The organism is Methylorubrum sp. B1-46 (genome assembly GCF_021117295.1).
In the GTDB taxonomy this organism is placed as follows: domain Bacteria; phylum Pseudomonadota; class Alphaproteobacteria; order Rhizobiales; family Beijerinckiaceae; genus Methylobacterium.
On the sequence record NZ_CP088247.1, the window covers coordinates 2400036 to 2425104 of the forward strand.

General features: G+C 69.2%; 20 protein-coding genes. 9 read left to right on the forward strand and 11 right to left on the reverse strand.

Annotated elements, in window-relative coordinates; all coding sequences use genetic code 11:
* The first annotated feature begins 269 nt into the window (after positions 1-269).
* The gene (locus tag LPC10_RS11240) at positions 270-3302 is read left to right on the forward strand and encodes a glycosyltransferase (protein ID WP_231346736.1); all 3033 of its coding nucleotides are present in this window, start codon (positions 270-272) and stop codon (positions 3300-3302) included.
* Positions 3303-3434: 132 nt separating this feature from the next.
* Positions 3435-3665 carry a hypothetical protein gene (locus LPC10_RS11245; RefSeq protein WP_231346737.1) on the forward strand — a complete coding sequence of 77 codons (231 nt, stop codon included), beginning with the start codon at positions 3435-3437 and terminating at the stop codon, positions 3663-3665.
* Between the two features lie 222 nt (positions 3666-3887).
* Here the strand turns inward: LPC10_RS11245 and LPC10_RS11250 are convergent, their stop codons facing one another.
* Complete coding sequence (locus LPC10_RS11250; protein WP_231346738.1) at positions 3888-4139, reverse strand: hypothetical protein; 252 nt, start codon at positions 4137-4139, stop codon at positions 3888-3890.
* 474 nt (positions 4140-4613) lie between these two features.
* Between LPC10_RS11250 and LPC10_RS11255 the strand changes: the two genes are divergently transcribed.
* On the forward strand, positions 4614-5840 hold the full coding sequence (locus tag LPC10_RS11255) for a GGDEF domain-containing protein (RefSeq protein WP_231346739.1): 1227 nt from the start codon (positions 4614-4616) through the stop codon (positions 5838-5840).
* A gap of 88 nt (positions 5841-5928) precedes the next feature.
* Here LPC10_RS11255 and LPC10_RS11260 read toward each other — a convergent pair whose 3' ends face one another.
* The 4 genes from LPC10_RS11260 to LPC10_RS11275 form a co-directional block, all read right to left on the reverse strand.
* A complete protein-coding gene (locus LPC10_RS11260) occupies positions 5929-7419 on the reverse strand; it encodes a DegQ family serine endoprotease (protein WP_231346740.1) in 1491 nt (496 codons plus the stop codon).
* A gap of 192 nt (positions 7420-7611) precedes the next feature.
* A complete protein-coding gene (locus tag LPC10_RS11265; RefSeq protein WP_231346741.1) occupies positions 7612-8418 on the reverse strand; it encodes a phasin family protein in 807 nt (268 codons plus the stop codon).
* Positions 8419-8611: 193 nt separating this feature from the next.
* Positions 8612-8965, reverse strand: coding sequence for a phasin (locus LPC10_RS11270; RefSeq protein WP_108940139.1), 354 nt, complete (start codon positions 8963-8965; stop codon positions 8612-8614).
* 230 nt (positions 8966-9195) lie between these two features.
* Positions 9196-10500, reverse strand: a complete 1305-nt coding sequence (locus tag LPC10_RS11275; RefSeq protein WP_231346742.1) for a glycosyltransferase — start codon at positions 10498-10500, stop codon at positions 9196-9198.
* 229 nt (positions 10501-10729) lie between these two features.
* Here LPC10_RS11275 and LPC10_RS11280 point away from each other — a divergent pair, with 229 nt between their 5' ends.
* Positions 10730-12004, forward strand: a complete 1275-nt coding sequence (locus tag LPC10_RS11280) for a glycosyltransferase family 4 protein (RefSeq protein ID WP_231346743.1) — start codon at positions 10730-10732, stop codon at positions 12002-12004.
* Positions 12005-12090: 86 nt separating this feature from the next.
* Positions 12091-12267: a hypothetical protein gene (locus LPC10_RS11285; protein ID WP_231346744.1), complete on the forward strand. Its 177-nt coding sequence runs from the start codon at positions 12091-12093 to the stop codon at positions 12265-12267.
* 83 nt (positions 12268-12350) lie between these two features.
* On the opposite strand, the gene LPC10_RS11290 is transcribed toward LPC10_RS11285, so the two are convergent.
* Positions 12351-14039 carry an acyl-CoA dehydrogenase family protein gene (locus tag LPC10_RS11290; RefSeq protein ID WP_231346745.1) on the reverse strand — a complete coding sequence of 563 codons (1689 nt, stop codon included), beginning with the start codon at positions 14037-14039 and terminating at the stop codon, positions 12351-12353.
* Positions 14040-14173: 134 nt separating this feature from the next.
* Positions 14174-15046 (reverse strand): DMT family transporter, encoded by an 873-nt coding sequence (locus LPC10_RS11295; protein ID WP_231346746.1) that lies wholly within the window; start codon positions 15044-15046, stop codon positions 14174-14176.
* 191 nt (positions 15047-15237) lie between these two features.
* Here LPC10_RS11295 and LPC10_RS11300 point away from each other — a divergent pair, with 191 nt between their 5' ends.
* Positions 15238-16140 (forward strand): YihY/virulence factor BrkB family protein, encoded by a 903-nt coding sequence (locus LPC10_RS11300; RefSeq protein WP_231346747.1) that lies wholly within the window; start codon positions 15238-15240, stop codon positions 16138-16140.
* Here LPC10_RS11300 and LPC10_RS11305 read toward each other — a convergent pair.
* The 4 genes from LPC10_RS11305 to LPC10_RS11320 all read right to left on the reverse strand — a co-directional run bounded on the left by LPC10_RS11305 (position 16052) and on the right by LPC10_RS11320 (position 20314).
* Positions 16052-17092: a hypothetical protein gene (locus tag LPC10_RS11305; RefSeq protein ID WP_231346748.1), complete on the reverse strand. Its 1041-nt coding sequence runs from the start codon at positions 17090-17092 to the stop codon at positions 16052-16054. The genes LPC10_RS11300 and LPC10_RS11305 overlap by 89 nt on opposite strands.
* Positions 17093-17169: 77 nt before the next feature.
* On the reverse strand, positions 17170-18576 hold the full coding sequence (cysN, locus tag LPC10_RS11310; RefSeq protein WP_231346749.1) for a sulfate adenylyltransferase subunit CysN: 1407 nt from the start codon (positions 18574-18576) through the stop codon (positions 17170-17172).
* Complete coding sequence (gene cysD, locus LPC10_RS11315) at positions 18576-19505, reverse strand: sulfate adenylyltransferase subunit CysD (RefSeq protein ID WP_231346750.1); 930 nt, start codon at positions 19503-19505, stop codon at positions 18576-18578. Before cysD ends, cysN begins: the two co-directional genes overlap by 1 nt.
* A complete protein-coding gene (locus LPC10_RS11320; protein ID WP_231346751.1) occupies positions 19505-20314 on the reverse strand; it encodes a phosphoadenylyl-sulfate reductase in 810 nt (269 codons plus the stop codon). The genes cysD and LPC10_RS11320 overlap by 1 nt, the downstream gene beginning before the upstream one ends.
* 243 nt (positions 20315-20557) lie before the next feature.
* On the opposite strand from LPC10_RS11320, the gene LPC10_RS11325 reads away from it, so the two are divergent.
* From LPC10_RS11325 to LPC10_RS11335, 3 genes are all read left to right on the forward strand, one after another.
* Positions 20558-21061 (forward strand): Lrp/AsnC family transcriptional regulator, encoded by a 504-nt coding sequence (locus LPC10_RS11325; protein ID WP_133089335.1) that lies wholly within the window; start codon positions 20558-20560, stop codon positions 21059-21061.
* Between the two features lie 112 nt (positions 21062-21173).
* Positions 21174-22949 (forward strand): sulfite reductase flavoprotein subunit alpha, encoded by a 1776-nt coding sequence (locus tag LPC10_RS11330; RefSeq protein ID WP_231346752.1) that lies wholly within the window; start codon positions 21174-21176, stop codon positions 22947-22949.
* 268 nt (positions 22950-23217) lie between these two features.
* Positions 23218-25056: an NADPH-dependent assimilatory sulfite reductase hemoprotein subunit gene (locus LPC10_RS11335; protein WP_231346753.1), complete on the forward strand. Its 1839-nt coding sequence runs from the start codon at positions 23218-23220 to the stop codon at positions 25054-25056.
* The last annotated feature ends 13 nt before the right edge of the window (positions 25057-25069 follow it).

The following is a 25069-nucleotide window of genomic DNA, read 5'->3' on the forward strand; positions in this document are numbered from 1 at the left end:
GGGAGTTTTGTCAGGCACTCTTAGAGCCGAACCCCGTCACGGGGGAAGGGGTTCGGGCGCATTCTCGCGTGGGCCACCCCGTCTGCGCCATCGGATCCCTGTGCGCATGTCCGTTTCATGAGAGCCAGCCCATCGTTCGGGCGATGCTGTATGGGGACAGGCTCGCCCCGGCCACGCCACACTTCGTTCCCATGTGTGCCAAGGGACCGAGCGCAGGGCCGAGGCCGGCGGCGGGGCCCGGCCCAACTGCGTTTTCGAGGGATCTGGTCGTGATCAAGCTGCCGAAGCTGTTTCGGCCCAAGCGCCGCGACGCCGCGACCGCTGCCCCCTTCTTCGATCCCGCCTTCTACCGCTCCGCCTATCCCGACGTGGCCGCGGGCGGGGGTGATCCGCTCCGACACTACCTCGATCACGGCTGGCTCGAGGGCCGCGACCCGTCCGCGGTGTTCTCGACCCTGTTCTACCTCGACCGCCACCTCGCCGAGGCTGCGCCGGTCAACCCGCTCCTGCACTATGCCGGCCTGTCGGCAGCCGAGCGGCTGCGGGTCGCGACGCAGCCCGGCCCGGATTTCCCGGCACTCCAGGCCAGCGTCGTCGAACCCTATTTCGATGCGCCGTACTACGCCCGTCTCGCCGGTCTGGAGGCGGGAGAGGACCCGCTCGCCCACTACCTGTCCAAGGGCTGGCGGCGCGGGCTCGATCCGAGCGACGCCTTCTCGGGCGATGCCTACCTGCAGCGCCACGCCCATATGCGGCGCCTCGGCGTCAGCCCGCTCTACCATTTCGCCGCGACGCGGCGGCTCCAGGCCTCGGAGGCCGCCGTTCCGCCCAAGCGGCGCGCCAAGCCGCAGGCGGCGTCGTTGCCCGCCGACCCGGCCGAGGCCTCCGATGCGCAGATCTACGAGACGGTCGCGGCCGCCTTCGACGGCGAACACTATCTCGACACCAATCCCGACATCCGCCGCTCCGGCGTCGATCCGGTCCGTCACTTCCTCGATTTCGGCGCCCGCGAGGATCGCGACCCGAGCCCCGACTTCTCGGTGCGGTTCTACCGCAAGCATTACCGGCGGGAGGTCGGTGCGGGAGTCAACCCGTTCTTCCACTATCTGGCGGCGGGCCGGGCGCGCGGCTTCCGGCCGACGCCGTTCGGTCTCGGAACCTGGCCGGCCCAGGTCGCGCCGACGCCGGCTGAGTGGGAGCGGGCGCGGCCCGCCGCCGACATCGCCTCGGCGCGGGCCGTGCTGATCATGCCCGTCTACAAAGGCTACGACGACACCCTGCGGGCGATCCACGCGGTGTTGAGCGCCCCGCAGGCCGCCTCATTCGCCCTCCTCGTCATCGACGATTGCAGCCCCGACCCGCGGCTGAGTGCGGCGCTCGCCGAGCTGGCCGGTCGCGGCCTGTTCGCCCACCTCGTCAACGATGAGAATCTCGGCTTCGTGCGCACCTGCAACCGCGGACTGGAGCGGGCGGCGGGCAAGGACGTCGTGCTCCTCAACGCCGACATCGTCGTCTACGGCGACTGGCTCGACCGCTTACTCTGGCACCTCGACGCCGACCCCCGCGTCGCCACGGTGACGCCGTTCTCCAACAATGCCACGATCTGCAGCTATCCGCGGCCGAACGTCGACAATCAGACCCAGCTCGAGATCACGCCGGCCGAGATCGACGCCTTTACCCGCGCCTGCAATGCCCGCACCAGCTCGCCGGTGCCGACGGGCGTCGGCTTCTGCATGGCGATGCGCCGGGAGGCGATCGCGGCGGTGGGCCTCCTCGACGCCGAGACCTTCGGGCGCGGCTACGGCGAGGAGAACGATTTCTGCATGCGCGCCCTCAAGGCGGGCTTCATCAATCTCCTGGCCCACGACATCTTCGTGTTCCATTCCGGCAGCGTTTCCTTCGGCACGCTGCTCGCGACCAAGGGCGATGACATCCTTCGCGCGCTCCTCACCAAGCACCCGGATTACCAGCGCCGGGTCCACAACCATATCGAGGTCGATCCCGCCCGCTTCGCCCGGCACCGCCTCGATCTCTACCGCTTCGCCAAGCGCGCAAAGGCCAGTGCCGGGCGCGGCCTCGCCCTCATCGTCACCCACGATTTCGGTGGCGGCGTCGAGACCCATATCGAGCGGCTGAGTTCTCGGCTGGCCGAGGCGGGGCTCACTGCCGTCTACCTGCGCACCGACGAGCCCGGCGGGTTCAAGCTCGGTCTGCCCGAAGGAAGCGCAATCGACTTTCCCGTCTCCATCCTCGACCCGCTCTCCCTCGACCGCGACGCGGATCTGCTCGCCGAACTCATCGGCTGGCTCGGCCCGGCGATGGTGCATGTGCACTCGCTGGCGGGGCTCGACGCGCCGTCGACCCGCGTGGCGATGCGGCTGATCGAGGAGGCGGGTGTGGGCTACGACGTGACGCTGCACGACTACGCTTCGGTCTGTCACCGCAATAACCTCGTGCGGCCCGAGGGCGTCTATTGCGGATTGGCCGAGCCCGACGCCTGCCGCGATTGCATCCGCCTCGACCACGACGCCGACGGGATCCTCCTGCCCGATCCCGCCAAGCGGCGGCGGATCTGGGCCGGTTTCCTCGACCGAGCCCGCACGGTGTTTGCGCCGTCGGCCGACCTCGCCGGCCGCATCGGCACCGTGCTCCACCTCGACACCATCGTGCTGCGCCCGCACGAGGAGACGCTGACCGGCGTCGAACTCAAGGCGCGTCGGCGCCGGGAAGGGCCGCTGCGAGTCGCGGTGCTCGGGTCGATCGGCGTGCAGAAGGGCTTCGACGTGATCCACAATCTCGCCCTCGATGCCCGACTCAGGCACCTCCCGATCGAAATCACGATCATCGGCCGATCCACCGATCCGCGGGCCATCGAGATCGCGGGCGTGCGCGAGACCGGCCCTTACCGTGGTGATGCCGCGGCGCTGGCGCACATCGCCCGCCTCGATCCCGATATCGTGCTGTTCCCTTCGATCTCGCCGGAAACCTACTGCTACACGCTCTCGCTCGCGCTCGCGGCCGGGGTGCCGCCGGTGGTGTTCGATCTCGGCGCCCAGGCCGAGCGGCTGCGGATGAGCGGAGAGGGCCACCGTCTCGATCCGGCACTCGCCGACGATCCTCAACGGCTGAACGCAGCCCTGCTGGCGCTGCCGATCGACGCGCTCTGGGCCGCCCGCACACCGTTCCGGCCGACCACCTATCCGCGGCTTCTGGAGGACTATTACGGGTTAGCCGAAGGCCTTCCGCCGGTCCCTGCGACCGCGTCTGCCAAGGGGCCAAGGGTCGGAACGGCGTCGGGGTGAGCCGAGGGCGCTGAACCGCCCGATGCCTCCACATGTCATAGACGGGGCTGCCGCGGGGCGGCTACAACGGTCAAGCTCGGCGGGTCGCGCGCGGTTCCGCCTGAGCGTTCGTTGCAAGCCAAGGGGAAGCCCATGACCACGCAGAACCTCACCGTCACCGCCCGCGAGCGCGACACGCTTCTGGCGGCGTTGCGCTACTACCAGTTCTACCGGATGCAGGGTCACCCGTTCGATCCCCGGAAGGACGACCTGATCGACACCATCGCCGCCAGCAGCGGCGAGGCTCTCGACTTGACTGAAATCGACGATCTCTGCGCCGGCCTGCACGGCAACCGCCACGCCCTGGCCACCGTCGCGGCCTGACAAGCGTCCGCAACACCCGGCCCGATCGAGGGACGTCAACCCAATCCGGTTGATCCCTTCGGGATGGCGGATTTGGCTTCGCTCAAGCGCCGCGCCGGCTTGTTGATCCGATCTCCGCTCTGATCGAGCGAAGACCGAATCAAACGAGAAGGGCGTTGAGGAGAACGGCCGCTCCGAGGCCGAGCAGGAACGCCGCCGCGAGCAGACGTGTGTCGGCGGCGGTCATCGGGAGGCTTCGCCCGCCGAGATGCCGACCAGAAGCGGCCGGCGGGTGACCACGACCTGTCCCGGAATCGGCGCTCCACCGTCGATCCGGGCACTCACCGGAACCGCGCCGCCCGCCTGCGGCAGGCGCTGGGTGAAGGCCTTGGCCGACCCGGCCGGGCCCGGCACCGCCTCGACGAGCGAGGGGGCGAGCAGGGCATAGGCCGCCATCACCGTTCCGGCCGCCGCGATCTTGAACAGGTCCCGCATGATGTCCGCCCCTCGTTCGGAGCCCTTCCGGCTCTCGTGTGGAGCCGTTCTACGGACGCCGGATTGCCGGCGGATTGCTTGGTACGGTTACCGGATTGCGTCGCACGGGATCGACGAAACATCGGAAACGGACCGTTCCTTCCGCCAGTTCGCTCCGACCCTAGCGTCGCGCCGGGATCGGGTATGAGCGCGAGCGCACGTGATGACCGTGTCCCTCGTCCCTCCGCAGCGTTTACCGTGCGCGAGACGGGGGCCGCGTTCGAACCGACGGTTCGGCCGCAGAGGGCAGCCGGAGGATGTCAGCAGGCAGCCTCGGGTGTCCGACGATGCGACAGTCCGTGCCCGCGGATCAGGGAAGAGCGTCCCGTCCGGCAAGAACGTCCGATAGCGAGAGCGAATGGGAGTTCTTCGACACGCTTCCTTATCGCTCGGGTGCGATACCCCTGGTTGAGCGATTAGAGGCCCCGAAACCCCATGGACCCTGCCCCTGCGAGCCGGGAGACGGCTGACGCTACCACCGACCTGGATCGCATTCTGCGCTTCAGCCCGTCGGTGGCGGAGCAATACGAGAGCGAGCACGGCCGCGCGCGCGAGGCAGACCTGCGCCGCAACGCCCTCGTCGGGATCTTGCTCTACAACGTCTACAACGTGACCGGCTGGTTCCTGATGCCGGACCTCGCGCTCTGGGCCCTGGCCGCGCGCCTGCTGATATTCACGCCCTTAGCGCTGCTGCTCGTCTGGTTGGTCGGCCGGGTCGGCGCAGCCCGGCGCGAGCGCCTGATGCTGGTCGGGATGGTCGGCGGGATTCTACCGCCCGTGATGCTGTTCTGGCTCACGCAGGCACCGCTCGGGGCCTATTCCTTCGCCGAGATCCTCCTTGCCATCCTGTTCGGGAACATCGTTCTCACCCTGCGCTTTCCGCAGGCCGTCATCATGACAGCCGTCAGCTTCGCCATCGGGCTTCTCGTCCTCGCCAAGAAGACCGAACTCGTGGACGGGCTGAGGGGTGCACTGTTCCTCCAACTCGCGACGACCTGCGGGTGCAGTCTCTACGCCAACTACCAGATGGAGACGCGGCGCTGCCGCGATTACCTCCTGGGGCTGCGCGCACGGATGCTGCGCGACATCGCCGAGCGCGCCCGCAAGCGCTTCCAGGACCTGTCGCAGACCGACGCCCTCACCGGCCTTCCGAACCGGCGCGCCCTCGATCTCTGCCTCGACACCTGGCTGGCGGAGAACGGTCCGCTGGCGGTGCTGATGATCGACATCGACCACTTCAAGCGCTTCAACGACACCAGTGGCCACTTGGCGGGGGATGCCTGCCTGCGCCGTGTGGCCGAAACCCTTGCCGCTTCGGCCTTTGGCCGCGTCGACAGCCTCTGCGCCCGCTACGGCGGCGAGGAATTCGCCGTGGTCTTGAGAAATGTCGGGCCGGTGGAGGCGGTCGCTCTCGCCGACGACCTCGTCCGCTCTGTCGCGGCGCTCGGCCTGCGCCATCCCGGTCGCGGCGACGGAGCCCGGATCGTGACGGTCAGCGTCGGCATCGCCGTGAGCGGGGGCGGGATGAGCGTCGAACGGGCCGATGAGAAGGCGGCGCTTCTGAAAACGGCGGATTGGGCGCTCTACGCGGCTAAGCAAGGCGGCCGGAACCGTGCCGTCCTGGGCACGGCCCCGCCCCGCAGCTTCCTGCGCGTCGGTTAGATCCCGCGCATCGCTTCGGCGGGGACGCTCGCGTCCTGTTGTGGCGCCGCCGATTTGAACAGCGGGCCATCCCTTCCGAGGCGATTCTCTATCCGCCGAAGACCGAGGTGAGCACCTCGCCGCCGCGCTTGATCGCGACCTCCCACAGGCCGAGATTGCGCTGCGTCAGCCTGTCCAGATCCTTGGTCGAGGCGATCGGCATGCCGTTGACGGCCACGATCACGTCGCCCTTGCGGAAGCCCGCCCGGCCCGCGAGCGAGCCGTCCTCGACGGCGGTCACCGCCACGCCCTCCTCGGGCAGATCCGCCTGAAGCTCCTCGCTCACCGCGGGCGAGGTGTTGACGAAGGTCGCACCCGCAAACGGCGTGCGGGTTCGGACCTTGAGGCTGTCGCGGGGGCGCGTCTCCGGTGCCGGGCCGAGCTTGACCGCAATCGTCTGCCGCTTCGTGCCGCGCAGGATGCCGAGATCGGCCGTGCCGGAGATGCCCTTGAGGGCGAAGCGGTAGCCGAAGGCTTCCGGATCATCGACGCTCTGGCCGTCGACCGAGAGGATCACGTCGCCGCGCTTGAGGCCGGCCTCCTCCGCCGGGCTCTTGGCCTGCATGCTCGCCACCAGCACGCCGGTCGGCCGGTCGAGCCCGACGCTCTCGGCGATGTCGGGGGTCACCGTCTGCACTCGCGCGCCGAGCCAGGGCCGACGCACGAGGCTGCCGCCGCTCTTGGCGGTCTCGACCACCGCGCGGACCATGCTGGCGGGGATGGCGAAGCCGATGCCGTGGCTGCCGCCCGACTGCGAGTAGATCGCCGTATTGATGCCGACGAGATGGCCCTTGAGGTCCACCAGCGCGCCCCCGGAATTGCCCGGATTGATCGCCGCGTCGGTCTGGATGAAGAACTGGTAGTCCGAGGAGCCGACTTGCGTGCGGGCGAGCGCCGAGACGATGCCCTGCGTCACGGTTTGCCCGACGCCGAAGGGGTTGCCGATCGCCATCACGAAGTCGCCGACCTCGAGATGGTCGGAATCGCCGATCGGCATCGGCGCGATGTCGGCTGGGCTCTTGATCTTGAGCACGGCGAGGTCGGTGCGGGGATCGCGCAACACGAACTGCGCCTCGAACTCGCGCTTGTCGGCGAGCGCCACCTTCACCTCGTTCATGTTCTCGATGACGTGGTTGTTGGTGATGACGAGGCCCGAGGCATCGACGATCACGCCGGAGCCGAGCGAGCGCTGCGCCCGCTCGCCGGGCATGCCACCGGGGCCGCCGGGGCCGCGGCCCGGACGATCCTCGCCGAAGAAGCGGCGCATGAACTCCTCCATGGCGTTGGAGCGCGCGGAGCGCTTCTCGACATGCGAGGCGTAGACGTTGACGACGGAGGGCGCCGCCCGCTTCACCACGGGGGCGAAGGAAAGCTGGATCTCGCCCTTCGACAGGGGCACCGCCTTGTCCAAGGATTTTTCCGACGCCGCCTTCTCGGGCGCGGGCTTTGCGGGCGTGTTCGCCATCTGCGCGCCGACGGGCGCGGCGGCGAGGAGCAGCGCGGATACGAGGCAGGCCGGCAGAAGCGGCGAGGACGGCATGCGGGGTCTCCCGGAGGTCGCTGGAGCAGTGCGGGCTATGTAGACCCCGCGGCGGCGGGGGGCGAGGGGCCGGCGTGCACCCCTCTCACCCGCTTCACCCGGCCGCGCGGCGGGGGGCGCCAGACGAAGAAAAGGGCAGCCGCCCCTTGGACGACTGCCCCGATCGTTCCCGGTGATGCGCGAACGCCGGCCTCAGTGCGGGTGGGCGCTGTCGCTCAGGCGGTTGGCGCTGCGGACGATCTCGCTGAAGCAGGTCAGAGAGGCGTCGGCGGCGCGCTGCATCTCCGTCACCTGGAGCCGAAGCGCTTCCGCCGGGGACTTGGCGCGGGCGAGCGCCTGGATGTGCGCGAGGGCGGCCTCGCCCTCGCCGCGGGCGAAGGCGAACAGCTTCGCATTGATCTCGGTAATGGGCGCGAAGCTGGGCACGAAGGCGAAGCTCGCACCGATATGGACGTTGTGCGACCGCGGCGCGGCGCCCTCGGACGGCTTGGTCTCGGCAAGGCTTGGCAGCAGCGCGGTTTCGGCCAGTGTTTGGGCGAGTGTCTCGTTCGTCGCCTCGACCGCCGTCTCCACCGACTCCGCCACGGCCTCGGCCGCCTCGGACACGATCGGCTCGGGGGAGGGTGGTGCCACGGGTGCCTCGTCCGGCACGGCGGCGGCCTCTACGGCATCCTGAGCCGGCGGCTCGACCGGCCGGTCGTCCTCGGCGGCCTGCGCCTCGACGGGGGCGGACTCAGCGACCGGCTCCTCGGATGATGCCGTGTTTTCCGCGGCATCATCCCCGGCCGTCGGCTCGGCAGCGGCCTCGACGGCCGGGACTTCCGTCACCTCTGTCTCAGGCTGTTGTTCGGCTTGCCGGGACTCCTCTTCCTGGCCCTTATCGGCCGAGGTCTCGGCCAGCAGCGCGTCGGCGACCTCGGATTGAGGCGCGGTCAGTGTCGGCGGCTGGGGATTGGCGGGCGCTCCCGGCGGGCGTCCTCTGCGGCGGCTCGACGACATGGGCCTTCTCCTCGTTCGAAATCCTCTGCCTCAGCGCGCTTCCAACGGCGGCTGCAGAAGCCCGATGGCGCGCTGGGGCGGAGCATAGCGTCGGAGCACGGGGTGTGCCGAGCCCGCCGGTGCGGGTTCGACGCCTCGTGCTCCCGCGACAGGCCGTGGCGCCGTGGACGCCGTGGCCCGAAGCCAGACCGGATTAGCGGGCGGCGCTCTGAGCGAGGGCACCGTATTCCTTGGCCTGGGCCTGGAACGCGGCGAACTGGGTCTTCAGGAACTCGGACTGGATCTCGAAGGCCTCGCGCGGGTCCTTCGCGCGCACGACGCGCTGCGCGTAGTCGAAGGTGGTCTCGGCGTTCGCCTTGGCGTGGTCGAGGCTCTTGAGCACCGCGGCATGCAGCGTCGACTGAACGGTCGAGGCCGAGTTCCGGAGCTGCTCGGAGGTCTTCACCGCACCGTTCAGGAACGTGCCGAAGGCATTGCGAGCCTGGTCGACGCTCTTGTCGGCAAAGTCACGGAACTCGGCGGGGATCTCGAAGCTCTGGGTGCTCATCTGTCTCTCCTGTCAGACGGACCGGGAGATTTCGGTTTCGGGGAGCCTCGAAGGCCTCCCCGCGGCTAACCGGCCCGCACCTCGTATGTTGCGGTGCAACATAAAAGTCAAGGACAGTTTCTGACAGACGATGAGCAATGTCCGGCCAACATCGCGCCGGCGTTTATGCTTTTGTTACAAATTCAGATTTCAACGCCGGAACCTGTTCCGATGCGATCCGATGGTTGGCATTATAGTGACGAAAGGCTCCCCTTGCCAAGGGTTCTGCCACTTTCATGAGCGGAGGCGGGCAGGGCGGCGGGCCCTGCCATGCCGCACTGCCGCATACTGTATTCTTCGCCCAGTCGCCGGTAGAGGCGCAGCAGGGATTGGGCGTGGACGGCGAGTGTCATCGGTGCCCGCCAGTACCGGTCGTAGGCCTCCTGGCCGAGGCGGGCGGTCGAGGCATCGTCCTTGAGGCTGGTGAATGCGTCGGCGAGCGCCACCACCTCCGGCTCGACGACGAATCCGGTCCGGCCGTCCACGACCTTCTCCGCGGCGCCGGAGCGCCGCGAGGCGACGACGGGAATGCCCTGGGCCAGCGCCTCGTAGACGGTGAGCGGCCCGGTCTCGAGCCAGCGCGAGGGGGCGCAGACCGCGCGCGCCCGGCGGCGCAGGATCGATGCGACCGCCTCCGGGCTGCACCAGCCGAGCACCTCCGCGCCCTCCGCCCGCAGCCGTGCCTCCAGCGGCCCGGCACCGATAAAGAGCGCGGGCAGGCCGGCCCGGCGCGCGGCCTCGGCAATGAGGTCCGCGCCCTTTTCCGGAGTAAGGCGCCCGACATAGACGACGGCATCGCCGGCGGCCGGCTCTGCCGGCGCCTGCCGCTCCACCCGCACGGGGTTGTCGATGCGGTGGTGCCGCACGCGCAGGGCGCCGAGCCGTTCCTCCATCCGTGCCCGGCTGCCGTCGCAGACATGGACCACATCGAGTTCCGCCCGCCCCAGCGCCACCCGCAGAGCGGCGGAGCGGCCGACGCGCACCAGCTTGTGCAGCCGGCTCCTCGGATCGCAGGGCGCCGCGAGGCAGGCGCCGGAGAGCGGGGTGAGGGCGCAGGGCTCGGCCCGGTCGAAGCGGTAATCGACGCCGTTCGGGCAGGCGAGGGCATAGTCATGAAGCGTCAGCACGACCGGAACGCCGCGGCCGAGCAGCACCGGCAGCACGGCGGGCGAGAACGCGCGGGTCCATTGGTGCAGGTGCAGGCAATCGGGCGCGCGCGGCAGGCCGTCGAGCGCGGAGGCCAGGCGCGCGGCCGCCGCGCCGTTCCAGATCCCGGAGGCGGCCCCGCGCCAGGCCGGCAGCGACCACACGTCGGTCAGGCCGAGCTCGAGCCGCCGCAGGCGCGGATGGTCGAGCAACGGATCGACGGGGCCGCGGATCGCCTGGATGTAGGTCACCTCCGCGCCGGCCTCCGCCAGGGCGCGGGCCGATTCCACGGCGACCTTCTCGGCACCGCCGCTGGCGGCGGCAAATTCGGCCAGGATCACCACGTGCATCGCGGAGTCCCGCCCCGAGGCGGGTGCGTCTTCGCGCGGGAGGATCCGGTTCTCGGACAAGGACGGCGCTCCGCAAGTGAGGCCGCGACGGCGCGGCGAACGTCCACCGGCAAGGGTTTACGGGCGATCAACTGCCGGCTGGTAAACGGAGGGCGGATCGTTCGCGGATTGTCGCGAGAGCGGGTTGCCGGCTCTTGCGACGACGCGTGGGAAAGGGTCGGGAGCCGCCGTGCACGTCGTCCTCGTTCTCGACCATGCTCACATCAACGGCGGCCAGGCCAAGGTCGCCCTCGATTCGGCTGTGGGCCTGTGCCGGCGCGGATATCGGGTCACGGTCTTCGCCGCGGTCGGCCCGGTCGATCCCCGGCTGGCCGAGAGCGGGGCAAGGGTGATCTGCCTCGGGCAGGACGACATCACCTCCACCCAGAACAAGCTCGCCTTCGCTGCCCAGGCGATCTGGAACCCCCGCGCGTCCGCCCGCCTCGCCGCGGAGCTGAGGCTGTGCGATCCCCGCGACACGCTGGTCCACGTCCACGCCTTCGCCAAGGCGCTCTCGCCCTCGATCGGCACGGCGATCCGACGTTCGGGTCTCCCGTGCCTCTACACGATGCACGAGTTCTTCCTCGTCTGCCCGAACGGCGGCTTCTACGAATATCCGGCCGACCGGATCTGCCACCGCACGCCGATGTCGGCAGCCTGCCTCACCACGAATTGCGATGCGCGTTCCTATCCGCGCAAGCTGCTGCGGGTGGTTCGCCATCTCGGCCTGGAGCACGTCGCCGGGCTGCCCGGCCTGTTCCGCCACGTGGTCACGATCAGCGCGCTGCAGGAGCGGGTGATCGCGCCGCTGCTGCCGCCCCGCACGGTGTTCCACCGGATCGACAATCCGATCTCGGTCGAGCGGCAGCCGCCGCAGCGCGAGGAGCGCGGCGATTTCCTGTTCGTCGGCCGCATCTCGACCGAGAAGGGCGCGCCGATCTTCGCCGAGGCGGCGCGGCAGGCCGGCCTCCGCCCGGTCTTCGTCGGCGACGGGCCGAGCGCCGCGGATTTAAGCGCGCGCTATCCCGAGGCGGTGATGCTCGGCTGGAAGAACGCGCCCGAGGTGCAGGCCCTGATGCGGCGGGCGCGCGCGCTGGTCTTCCCGAGCATCTGGTACGAGGGCCAGCCGCTCACCGTCTACGAGGCGCTCGCCTGCGGCTGCCCGGTCATCGTCTCCGACGCCTGCGCCGGGCGCGAGGCGGTCGAGGATGGCGAGAACGGGTTCTGGTTTCGCTCGGGCGATCCCGGCGCGCTCGCCGCCCACCTGATCCGGATGTCGGACGACGCGCTGGCGGCCCGCATGGCCGAGCGCGCCTACGAGCGCTACTGGTCGGCCCCGCTCAGCGTCGACGCGCATCTCGACCGGCTGGAGCAGGTCTACGGCGTCGTGATGCGCGAGGCGCGCCCCGCTCCGCGCGCGACGGAGCGGACATCCTTGCGCGGGGCGGCGCCCGCAGGACCGTGACGTGTCACGAACCAGGAAGGCCCGCTCGCGTTGGTCCGGATTGGAAGCCGCATCGCGGCGCAGGACGACAGACAGCGAGGCCACCCGTGTCCGATAAGATGCAATCGACCGACGAGACCAAGCCCAAGGGCTTCCAGCAGGACGGCAAGGGCGACAAGTCACTCGCGGAGAATCGGAAGGACCAGAAGGACGAGCGCCTTGACGAGGCGCTGGAGGAGACCTTCCCGTCGAGCGACCCGGTCTCGGTGAAGATCACGAAGTAGTCCGTCAGGCCGGCAGGCTCGAACGAAAAAGCCCGCCCGGTTCAACACCGGGCGGGCTTTCTGTCGTGATGTCTTGAGAAGGTTTACTGCTCCAGCAGTCGGCGGGCGATGACCTGGGCCTGGATTTCGGCGGCACCCTCGAAGATCGAGAGGATGCGCGCGTCGCACAGCACGCGGCTGATCGGGTATTCCAGCGCGAAGCCGTTGCCGCCGTGGATCTGCAGGGCGTTGTCGGCCGCCGCCCAGGCGACGCGGGCGCCCAGCAGCTTGGCCATGCCGGCCTCGAGATCACAGCGCTTGCCTTCGTCCTTCTCGCGGGCGGAGAAGTAGGTAAGCTGGCGGGCGATGTTGATCTCCACCGCCATCATCGCGAGCTTGTCGGCCACGCGCGGGAACTCGACCAGCGCCTTGCCGAACTGAACCCGCTCCTCGGCGTAGCGCAGGCCGATATCGAGGGCCGACTGGGCCACGCCGATGGCGCGGGCCGCGGTCTGGATGCGGGCCGATTCGAAGGTCTGCATGAGCTGGGCGAAGCCCTTGCCCTCGACCTCGCCGAGCAGGTTCCCGGCGGGCACCGAGAAGCCCTCGAAGGAGAGTTCGTACTCCTTCATGCCGCGGTAGCCGAGCACCTCGATCTCGCCGCCGGAGAGGCCGTCGACGGGGAAGGGGTTCGCGTCGTCACCGCGCGGCTTCTCCGCGATCAGCATCGAGAGGCCGCGATGGCCCTTCTCCTCGGGCTTGGTCCGCACCAGCACGGTCATGATGTCGGCGCGCACGGGGTGGGTGATCCAGGTCTTGTTGCCCGTGATCTTCCAGACGTCGCCCTCCTTCACCGCCTTGGTGCGCAAGCTCGCGAGGTCGGAGCCGGTGTTCGGCTCGGTGAAGACGGCCGTCGGCAGGATCTCGCCCGAGGCGATGCCCGGCAGGAAGCGCTGCTTCTGCTCCTCTGTGCCGCCGCACAGGATCAGCTCGGCGGCGATCTCCGAGCGGGTGCCCAGCGAGCCGACGCCGATATAGGCGCGCGACAGCTCCTCCGAGACCACGCACATCGCGGCCTTGGGCATGCCCATGCCGCCGTATTCCTCGGGAATGGTGAGACCGAACACGCCGAGTTCCGCCATCTTCTCGATGATCGACATCGGGATGTAGGCGTTCTCGCGGTGCCATTCCTGGGCTTGCTCGACCACCTCGGCCTTGCCGAAGCGGCGCATCTCGCTGCGGATCGCCTCCATGTCCTCGTCGAGGCCCGACACGCCGATGGTGGCCGCCCCCGAGGTCGTGGCCTCGCGGATCCTGGCCACCAGCGCCGCGCGGTTGGCCGGGGTGTTGCCCTCGGCGATCGCCGCGTCGATAGCCGGCGTGCGCAGGGAGGCCAGTTCGGCGCTGGTGAAGCCGAGCGCCGTCGGGCGCACGATCTCGCCCTGGCTCATAGGGATGCCGCCGAACATCTGGTCGAGATACTCGCCGACGCCGATCTTCACGAGCAGCGCCTCGGTCTCGCCGAAGGCCCCTTCGCCCTGCAGCCGCTCGGCATAGCCGGCGAGTTCGCGCACCGCTTCGCCGTAGGTGGCGAGCCAGGACAGGCCGTGGGCGGCGTGCTGCTCACGCTCCAGCGCGCCCGCATCGAGCTTGCCCTCGGGGCCCGTGACCCGTGCCTTCACGCGGGCGGTCGCCTCGGCGACGAGGGCCTTGGCGCCCGCGGCGGCGTCCTTGGCCAGGGCGACGAAATCGGTCGGGTCGTTGGCGGGCTGGACAGCGGGGGATGCGGCCATGTGGGACTCTCTTCTATGAAAGCGGATCGATGGTTCCTTTATAGATCGGATCGCCGGCACAATAGCGGTTTCTCATCGCCGCATCCCCCGTCTTTAGGCTGAATTCATCATACGGTTCACCGTGTTGCGCGCGTCTAAGGTCTGCTCGCCAAGCCGACTCCGGCGGCCGCCACCGTCATGCCGGCGATCTGCACCGGGGTCAGCGTCTCGCCGAACAAGAGGTAGGCGATCACCGCCGAGACCGGCGGCACGAGGAAGAGCAGCGAGGCGACGCCGGCCACCGCGCCGCGCCGGATCAGCGCCAGCAGAAGCAGGATGCCGCCGACCGAATTGACGAGGACCGACCACGCCATGCCGAGGCCGAGCGGGAGGCTCGGGCTCAGATGGGTCTCACCGGCGACGAGGGCGAGCGGGACCGCGAAGGCGGTGCCGCCGATGAATTGCAGGCAGGCATTGGAGACGAGGTCGGCACCGGCGCCCTGGCGCTTCTGCCACAGCGTGCCGGCGGTGATCGCCAGCATGGCGGCGACCGAAACGGTGAGGGCGAGGGGGGGGATGCCGGCGGCATCGACCGCACCGAGCTTCGGCCCGAGCACCAGCCCCGCCCCGAGAAACCCGAGCCCGATGCCGGCCCAGCGCCGCGGCTCGACGCGTTCGCCCAGCAGCGGCTGTGACACGGCCGCCGTCAGGAGCGGTTGGAGGCTGCCCACCAGCGCCGCGATGCCGGCGGGCAGGCCACGATGCACCGACCAGAACACGCCGGCCACGTAGATGCCCTGCATCAGCACGCCCGCGACCATGCCGTCGCGCCAACCGGCCGCCGTTTTCGGCCAGCGCGCGCGCAAGGCCAGCGCGATTCCCGCCAGAACGAGCGCGACCAGGGCCAGCCGCACGGCGACGAAGGCCAGCGGCTCGGCATAAGGCGCCACGTAGCGCGCGGCGACGAAGCCGCTCGCCCAGATCAGCACGAAGGCGGCCGGGATCAGGCTGGAGAGAACGCTCGACATGGCGCCCGGCAGGCAGCACGTGGGGGATCTGAACGCAATCGGGGAAACCTGAGGGCGGCCATGCTCGGCCCGCACCCGAGGCCGCCCGAGTGGGATCGCCGAGCAAGATCGGCCGACATTGACGCGCCGCGTCCGATGGCCCGTATGGAGCGGCCCGACTCGACTCAGCCAAAAGACGCCGGTCCAGCCCCTTGAGCCGCCTCAAAAAGATCCTCGACGTGACGGGGCTGGCCGCGCAGCGCTTCGTCGCCCATGACGGCTGGGCGATCGCCAGTCACATCGCGCTGTCGATGCTGACCTCGCTGTTCCCGTTCCTGATCCTGCTCGCGGCGCTCGCCGGCCTGATCGGCACCAAGTCGCTGGCGGACGAGGCCGGCACGCTGATCTTCGACGCGGTGCCGCGCGAGGTGGCCAAGCCCATCGTCGGCGAGGTCCACCGTCTGCTCACCGAGCAGCGCGGCGGGGTGCTGACGCTCGGCGCGCTGCTGGCGCTGTACTTCTCGTCGTCGGGCGTCGAGTCGCTCAGGGTCGGGCTCAACCGCGCCTATGGCATCCGCGAGATGCGGCCGTGGTGGCTCACCCGGCTCGAATCGATCGGCTACGTCGTCTGCGGCGCCTTCGCCATGCTGGCCTTCGCGCTCCTCGTGGTGCTCGGGCCGCTGATCTGGCGCCAACTCGTCTTCGTGGCGCCGGGGCTCGAGCCGCTCGGACTCACGGTTGCCATCGGCCGCATCGGCGTCACCGCTTTCCTGATCGCGCTGGTGCTGGTGATCGCCCACAAATTCGTGGCCGCCGGACGCCGGCCGGTTCTGTCGGTGCTTCCGGGCATCGCCGTGACGCTCGGCCTGTGGTTCCTCGCCGGCCTCGGCTTCGGCTACTATCTCGACCGGTTCTCGAACGCCTACGCCTCCACCTATGGGGGTCTGGCCACGGCGATGATCTTCCTCGTGTTCCTCTACTGGCTCGCGGCGATGTTCCTGTTCGGCGGCGAGATCAACGGCACCGTCATCGCGGCGCGGCGCCAGCGGCTTCAGGCGCGGATGCGGGCGCGTCAGGCGGAGGCGGCGCGGGTGACGGCCAATCCGCTCCCGTGACCTCGCCCATCAGCTTGCGCTCGCGGGCGAGTTCCGCGAGCCGCTCGATGCGGATGTTCGCTGGCGGGACGTCGATCACGAAGCGCTCGGCCATCTCGCCGAGGACGAAATCGGGTCGGACCGTTTCGAGGTAAGTCCAGTCGATCCCGGTCGACCACAGGAAATGCACCTCGCGGAACGTATCGGCGAAGAGTGCGGTCAGCGTCGCGATCGGGCTGTGAGCGGTGTGCTGCGCATAAGAGTCGCCGAAGATCACGAGGCGGCGCGGATCGGCCGCCGGGTCGTCGTTGCGGAACACGGCGTGGGTGCCGAGATGGGCGTCACCGCCGCGCCCGAGCGCCTCCATCTCCCGCAGGAGATCGTTGGCGTGGACGCGCCGGGCCGCGCTTGTGAACGCGCTACCCTCCGCAAGCTCCGTGCGGTGGGGCGCGAACTTGCGGCCGAGATCGCCCGAGAAGGGGAGGGCGGTGCGCTCAAGCCGCGCCTCGAAATCATCGCGCGCGGCCACGCCCATCCGCGACAGGATCGTCCGGTAGGCGAGCACGCAGCCTTGATGTGTCCAGTGGGTGTCGGTGCGCAGATAGAGCGGCGGACCGTCCCGCGCCGCCCGGAAGGCTCCCGTGAGATCGACCCAGGCGCGGGCGCCCGGCGAGGCGGTGAGCCAGCGGGCGAGACGGAGCGCCGGGGCGCGGGCGGGGTCGAAGGCGAGCCCCTCGGCCCACTCGGGATAGACGGTGAGCTTTTCCGGAGCGAGCGCGTGGAGGTAGCTCGCGCCGAGCCCGGCGCAGCGCCGCACGCGGGTCTCGATGATCCGCCGCCAGCGCCACAGCGTTCCCCGCGAGACGCCCGGCCGGCCATATTGCTGCAGCACCCGGTTGTTGCCGCGGATCAGGAACAGCCAGCCGTCCCGGCCCTCGTACACGTCGGCGACCGGATCGGGGGCGGGCGTCATCGGACGGTTCTAGCGGGTAGCCGGATAGGCCGCCAGAAAAACCCTCCCCGCAGAGGGGGGAGGGCAGGGTGTTCCATTCAGCCGCCGAACAGCCGCTTGATACCGGCGAGGAGGCCGCCGCTGCGTGCGGGTTCCTGCGATGCCGTCGGGGATGCGATCGGTGCGGACGCCTTCGCCGGGGCCACGACCGTCTGGACGAGGCCGAGGGCGGCCGTATCCGTGGTCTCGCGGTCGATCAGGATCAGGCTGCCGGTGTCGCGGTTCTCGACGTAGGGATCGACGGCGATCTGACGATCGAGGGTCAGGGTCACGTCGCCGATATCGTTGACCGCGAGCTTGTCCGCCGGGCCGGCCTGTCCGGTCTCTGGGTCGATCCGGCGATGCACCGCCTTCACCACCGCGTTGACCGTCTGCGTGCCGACCTTCGCCCACAGGTTGGCGCCGGGAACGAGATCGGTCTCGGCGGCCCAGAACAGGCGCACGTCGAGGTTGTCGGTGAGCGTCAGGAGCGCGTCCGAGGTCGCGATCACTGCGCCGCGCGAGGCGTCAACCTCGTCGGCCAGCACCAGCGTGACCGACTGGCCCTCGCTGGCTCGCTCCAGATCGCCGTCGGCGGTGAAGATGCGGGCGATCGTCGAGGTCTTTCCCGACGGCGCGACGGTGACGGCATCGCCCGGCGCCACCGAGCCCGAGGCGATCAGGCCGGAAAACCCGCGGAAATCCGAGTTCGGGCGGTTTACCCACTGCACCGGCATGCGGAACGCAGCGGCGCCTTCTTCCGACTTCACCGGCACCTCTTCGAGGTAGCGCAGCAGCGGAACGCCATCGTACCACGTGGCTGCGGTGCCCGGCAGGACGACGTTGTCGCCGTTCTTGGCCGAGAGCGGGATCGCCCGCACCTCGGAAAAGTTCAGCGGCGCGGCGAACGCCTGGAAGCCGGAGAGGATCGCCTCGAACTTGTCCTGCGACCAGCCGACGAGATCCATCTTGTTGATGGCGAGCGCGACCCGGTGGATGCCGAGCAGCGAGACCAGCAGCGCGTGGCGCCGGGTCTGGCGGGTGAGCCCGTGGCGGGCATCGACCAAGATCACGGCGACATCCGCTGTCGAGGCGCCGGTGGCCATGTTGCGGGTGTACTGCTCGTGGCCGGGCGTGTCGGCGACGATGAACGAGCGTCGGTCGGTCGAGAAGAAGCGATAGGCGACGTCGATGGTGATGCCCTGCTCGCGCTCGGCCTGGAGGCCGTCGACCAGCAGGGCGAGATCGACCTCGCCGCCTTGCGTGCCGTGCTTGCGCGAATCGCGCTGCAGCGCCGTCACCTGATCGTCGAAGATCTGCTTGGTGTCGTGTAGGAGCCGTCCGATCAAGGTCGACTTACCGTCATCCACCGAGCCGCAGGTGATGAAGCGCAGCACCTCCTTCGACTGGTGCTTGTGCAGGAAGGCGTCGTAGCCGAACGCTTCCGGAGACTGATGGATCGTCATCAGAAGTAGCCCTCCTGCTTCTTGCGCTCCATGGCGCCGGCGCCGTCCTTGTCGATGACCCGGCCCTGGCGCTCCGAGGTGCGGGCGGCCAGCGTCTCGCCGATGATCTCAGGCAGGGTCGCGGCCGGGCTCTCGACCGCGCCGGTCAGCGGGTAGCAGCCCAGTGTACGGAACCGGACCTGCCGCTGTTGCGGGGTCTCGCCCGGCTCCAGCGGGAAGCGGTCGTCGTCGACCATGATGAGTTGGCCGTCGCGCTCAACCACTGGCCGCTCGGCGGCGAAGTAGAGCGGCACGATCGGAATGTTTTCCTGCTCGATGTAGAGCCAGATATCGAGCTCGGTCCAATTCGAGAGCGGGAACACGCGGAAGGACTCGCCGCGCCGCTTCTTGAAATTGTAGAGGTGCCACGGCTCGGCGCGCTGGCGCTTCGGGTCCCAGCGGTGCTGCGCGTTGCGCAAGCTGACGATGCGCTCCTTGGCTCGGCTCGCCTCCTCGTCGCGGCGAGCGCCGCCGAAGGCCACGTCGTACTTGTACTTGTCGAGCGCCTGCCGCAGGGCCTGCGTCTTCATCACATCGGTATGCACCTCGGAGCCGTGGCTGACCGGGCCGATGCCCTTGGCGAGCCCGTCCTGATTCGTGTGCACGATCAGTTCGAGGCCGAGTTCCTTGGCGCGCCGATCGCGAAAGGCGATCATCTCGCGGAACTTCCAGGTGGTGTCGATGTGCATCAAGGGGAACGGCAGGCGCCCCGGCGCGAAGGCCTTCAGCGCCAGATGCAGCAGGACGGACGAGTCCTTGCCGATCGAGTAGAGCATCACCGGGTTCTCGGCCTCGGCGACCGCCTCCCGGAAGATATGGATGCTCTCGGCCTCGAGACGCTGAAGATGCGTCAGGCGGGTGCGCACGGGCGCGGCGACGGCGGCGCTCATCAGACCAATTCCCTTCTGTGTTCGCGTGCGGTCGCGGCACCGGCCGGCTCCTCGAAGGCGGCGGCTTCCTGACCGGGTGCCACGTCGCCTTCGGGCCTGTGCAGATGCAGGCCGCATTCCTTCTTGGATTCCTGCTCCCACCACCAGCGGCCGGCCCGCTCGTCCTCGCCGATCTTCACGGCACGGGTGCAGGGGGCGCAGCCGATCGACGGGAAGCCGCGGTCATGCAGGGTGTTGTAGGGGATGAAGTTGTCCCGAACGAAGGCATCGACGTCGGCGCGCGTCCAATCGGCGAGCGGGTTGACCTTGATCAGCCCGCGGCCCTCGTCCGCTTCCGCCAGCGGTGTGTCGGCCCGGTTGGCGGATTGGCCGGCGCGCAGGCCGGTGAACCATGCCGCCGCGCCGTCCAGCGCCCGGCCCAGCGGCTCGACCTTGCGGAAGCCGCAGCAGGCCTGCCGCGCGGCGACCGAGTGGCGAAAGCCGTTGATGCCCTCACGCGCGACGAAGTCTTCCTCGGCGATTCGCTCCGGCGCGTAGGCCCGGATGCGGATGCGGTAGGCGGCCTCCGTCTCGGTCCAGACGTCGTAAGTCTCGGGGAAGAGCCGGCCGGTATCGAGCGTCACGATCTCCGTGCGGCCCTTGTTCAGGGCGAGCGCGTGCGTGAGCGCCTGATCCTCGATGCCGAGGCTGGTGGTGAAGACGAGACGGCCCGGGATGCGGTCCTCCACGAGGCGGATGCGCCCCCGGAGGTCCAGCCTCGCCATTTCCTTGGCGAGATCTCCGGCCGCCCGAACGAGGGAAGCGGTCATGTGCGTAAAATCGAATTGCCTGCTTGTCGGAGCTCTGAAATGTTCGCTATAACGAACGCTGTCAAGGCGCCGCAGCCGCTGCACACGCAATCCTGTGCTGCGGCGCGAATGAACCGGCAACGGTCCTCAGGACGGATCGTTGCCCCTGATAGAAAATAATCTTCTCAGCGCGCCTCGATCGGCCCTGCACCCGGCAGGGCGTTTCTGAGAGACGACCCTCGCCACGAGCTTCGGAGAGGCCCCTTGGACTCCATCGACCTGAAGATCCTCGCGCTCCTGCAGAAGGACGCCACGCTCTCCATCGCCGCCATCGGCGAGCAGGTCGGGCTGTCGCAGACCCCCTGCTGGAAGCGGATCCAGCGCCTCGAGGCCGACGGCGTGATCGACCGGCGCGTCGCCGTGCTTGACCCCGTGAAGCTCGGTCTCGGGCTCACCGTCTTCGTCTCCATCGAGACGGCAGATCATTCTAAGGACTGGCTGGAGCAGTTCGCCGGCCGCATCTCGGCGATGCCGGAGGTGCTCGAATTCTACCGCATGGCCGGGGACGTCGATTACATGCTGCGCGTCGTCGTGGCCGACATGGCCGCCTACGACACGTTCTATAAAAACCTGATCGCGACGCTCCCCCTCAAGAACGTGACCTCACGCTTCGCGATGGAGAAGGTGAAGTCGACCACGGCCCTGCCGCTGCCGGCGCCGCCTCCACGAGGCCGCGCCGAGCCGCGACTCGCGGTGGTCGGAGAATAATCTTCCTTTTTGCGTCGCAGCAACGAACAATCTCTTCTCTCCGCAGGGCGTTCTTTAAAACGGACGTTTCGACGTTGACAGCGGCGCTCCGGCGGACGACATGGCACCCACGATGTCCAGGCAAGCACTCCTCCCCCGCACCGCCCCCTTCGGCGACCAGGAACGGGCTCATCTCGACGCGGCGCTCGGCGCGGCGACGCCGATCCAGCGCGCGTGGCTGACCGGCTTCCTCGCCGGGCTCGACGCCGCCGCCGGCCAACCGGCCGCGGCCGTCGCCGCCCCGGCCTCGCCACCGAAGGCGGCCGAGCCGTTGACGATCCTGTTCGCCTCCGAGTCGGGCAATTCGGAAAAGCTCGCGAGCGACGTGAGCAAGCTCGCGCGCAAGCAGGGCTTCAAGCCGAAGGTCGTTGATTTCGCCGACCTCGATCTCGCCACCCTGCCGAAGGCCGGCAAGCTCATCGCCATCGCCGCGACCTGGGGTGAGGGCGAGCCGCCGGCCCGCGCCGTGCGGGCCTATGGCGACTTGATGGGCGAGGCCGCGCCGCGGCTGGAGGGCGTTCAATTCGGCGTGCTGGCTCTCGGCGACACCAGCTACGCGGAGTTCTGCGCCATCGGAAAGGCGCTCGATGCGCGCTTCGAGGCGCTCGGCGCCAAGCGCGCCTACGACCGCGCCGACCTCGACCTCGATTTCGACAAGCCGGCGGCCGAGTGGATTAAGGGCGCGCTGAAGGCGCTGGCGCCGGCCGAGAGCGCGGCCGACAACGTCGTGGCCGTCGATTTCCGCGCCGGTGCCGAGGACGAGGACGGCGAGGTCAGCCGCGAGCCGGCGGTGGTCGAGGTGATCGATCACGTGAACCTCAACTCCTCGCGCTCGGACAAGGAAACGATCCACCTCGCTCTCGAATTCGAGGACGGCGCCCCGGCCTACGAGCCCGGCGATTCGCTGGAGATCTTCCCGGAGAACGACCCGCAGCTCGTGGACGAGATCTTGCGCGCCACGGGGCTCTCCGGCGACGAGGGGCTTCGCAAGGCGCTGCTCGCGGAGCGTGACATCACCACGCTCTCGGCCACCACGGTCGAGCGCTTCGCCAAGGCGACGGGCCACGCCGACGCGCAAAAGTTCGTGGAGAGCGGCGAGGTCAAGGCCTGGATCGAGGGGCGCCACCTGATCGACCTGATCGAGCGCTTTCCCGCCGCGCTGACCGCCGAGCACCTCAACACCGTGACCCGGCCGCTGCCGCCGCGGGCCTATTCCATCGCGTCCTCACGCAAGGAAGTCGGCGACGAGGTGCATCTCACTATCGCCGCCGTGCGCTACGAGACCCACGGCCGCGCCCGCTCCGGCGTCGCCTCGGTGCACGTGGCCGACCGGATCAAGAACGGCGCCAAGTTGCGGGTGCGGGTGAAGCCCAACAAGCATTTCCGCCTGCCCTCCGACGGCGCCACCGACATCATCATGGTCGGCCCCGGCACCGGCGTCGCGCCGTTCCGCGCCTTCGTGCAGGAGCGCCGCGCGACGGAAGCGCCCGGCCGCTCGTGGCTGTTCTTCGGCGACCGCCACTTCACCCACGACTTCCTGTACCAGCTCGAATGGCAGGACGCGCTGGAGGACGGCTCGCTGACGAAGATCGACGTGGCCTTCTCCCGCGACCAGCCGGAGAAGATCTACGTGCAGGACCGGATCGACCAGCACGCCGCCGAGGTGGTGGCGTGGCTCGATGGCGGCGCCCACTTCTACGTCTGCGGCGACGCCAAGAACATGGCGCGGGACGTGCGCTCCGCCGTGGTGCGCGCCTTCGAGAGCGTGAAGGGCCTGAGCCATTCGGATGCGGAAGCGCATGTCGCCTCGCTGGAGCGGGCCAAGCGCTACCAGCAAGACGTTTACTGAAGGATCATTAACCCTCCCCCCAACAGATCTCGGGCTTGCCCAAGGTCTGCAATAGGGTTGCCCAAATCGGGCAAGCCCGATTTGAATGGGGGAAGGGTGCCGAGCGCAACGAGGCGGGAGAGGGGCAGCGCGACGGCGCCGAAGATGGCGCGGCCCATGCTGTCGAGACTTTTCCGTACAGGGCGCTCCCCTCTCCCGACCCTCGCTGACGCGAGGGCCACCCTCCCCCGCAGAGGGGGGAGGGCTGAGTGCGAAACGGATCACCGCCATGGACGACCACACCCCGATCGACACCCCGGATGGCCCCGCCGTCGAGACACCCGGCATCGGCGCGCGTCGCTACGAGGCGCCGCCGACCGAACGCCCGATCACGGACGCGGAAGCCGCGAAGGCCGCCGGCCTCGCCCACAACGAGCATCTCAAGATCGCCAGCGGCTATCTTCGCGGCGGCCTCGCCGACGGGCTCCTGAAGCACGCCACCGGCGCGATTTCCGAGGATGACGGCCAGCTCGTCAAGTTCCACGGCATGTACATGCAGGACGACCGGGACATCCGGGCGGAGCGCACCAAGAAGAAGCTCGAGAAGGCCTACAGCTTCATGATCCGCCTGCGCATCGCGGGCGGGGTCGTGACGCCGAAGCAGTGGCTGATCCTCGACGACATCGCCACGACCTATGCCGGCGGCGCGCTGCGCGCGACCACGCGCCAGACGTTCCAGTATCACGGCGTGATCAAGTCGAACCTCAAGCGCACCATGGCAGCGATCGACGCGGCCCTGCTCGACACCATCGCCGCCTGCGGCGACGTCAACCGCAACGTCATGGCGGCGACCAACCCCGCCCAGGCCGGAGCCCACAAGGCCGCGTTGCAACTCGCCAAGGACATCTCCGACACCCTGCTGCCGAAGACCGGCGCGTGGCGCGAGATCTGGCTCGACGGCGAGCGCGTGGTCGGCGGCGAGGACGCGGCAGAGGTCGAGCCGATCTACGGCAAGACCTACCTGCCGCGGAAGTTCAAGACCGTGGTCGCGGTACCGCCCTCGAACGAGGTCGATATCTTCGCCCACGATCTCGGCTTCATCGCCATCCTCGACAAGAAGAACCGGGTGACGGGCTGGAACGTCACCGTCGGCGGCGGCATGGGCATGACCCACGGCGAGACCGACACGTTTCCACGCACGGCGGATGTGCTCGGTTTCGTGAAGCCCGAGGACGCCCTGAAGGCGGCGGAAGCCGTGATGACGGTCCAGCGCGACTGGGGCAACCGCAAGAACCGCAAGAACGCCCGGCTCAAATACACGATCGAGCGTTTCGGCCTCGACGCGTTCCGAAACGAGGTGAGCAAGCGCCTCGGCAAGCCGCTGGCGGAGCCCAAGCCCTTCACCTTCGACAACAACGGCGACCGCTACGGCTGGGTCGAGGGCGAGGACGGGCGTCACCACCTAACGCTCTACGTGCCGTCGGGCCGGATCAAGGACATCGAGGGCGGACCGCAATTCCTCTCGGGCCTGCGCCGCATCGCTGAGGTGCACGAAGGCGATTTCCGCCTCACCGGCAACCAGAACGTCATCATCGCCAACGTGCCGGCGGGCAAGAAGGCCGAGATCGACGCGCTGGTCGACGAGTACGGCCTGACCCGGGGCGCCTCGGCGCTGCGCCGCAACTCGCTGGCCTGCGTCGCGCTGCCGACCTGCGGGCTGGCGCTGGCCGAGAGCGAGCGCTACCTGCCCGACCTGCTGACCGAGTTGGAGGAGAGCCTCGCCCGCCACGGTCTGCAGGACGAACCGATCACCATCCGCTCGACCGGCTGCCCCAACGGCTGCGCCCGGCCGTTCATCTCGGAGATCGGCCTCGTCGGCCGCGGCCCCGAGCGCTACCACCTCTATCTCGGCGCCGCCTTCGACGGCTCCCGTCTGAGCAAGCTCTACCGCGAAGACGTGCTCGCGAGCGAGATCAAGGACACGCTGGAGCCGCTGTTTGCCGCCTATGCCAAGGACCGGCAGCCCGGCGAGCATTTCGGGGATTTCGTGATCCGCGCGGGCTTCGTGGCCAAGACGAGCAACGGCCCGGATTTCCACGAGCAAACGGGGCCGCTGCGGGCGGCCTGACCCGCCCGGCTCG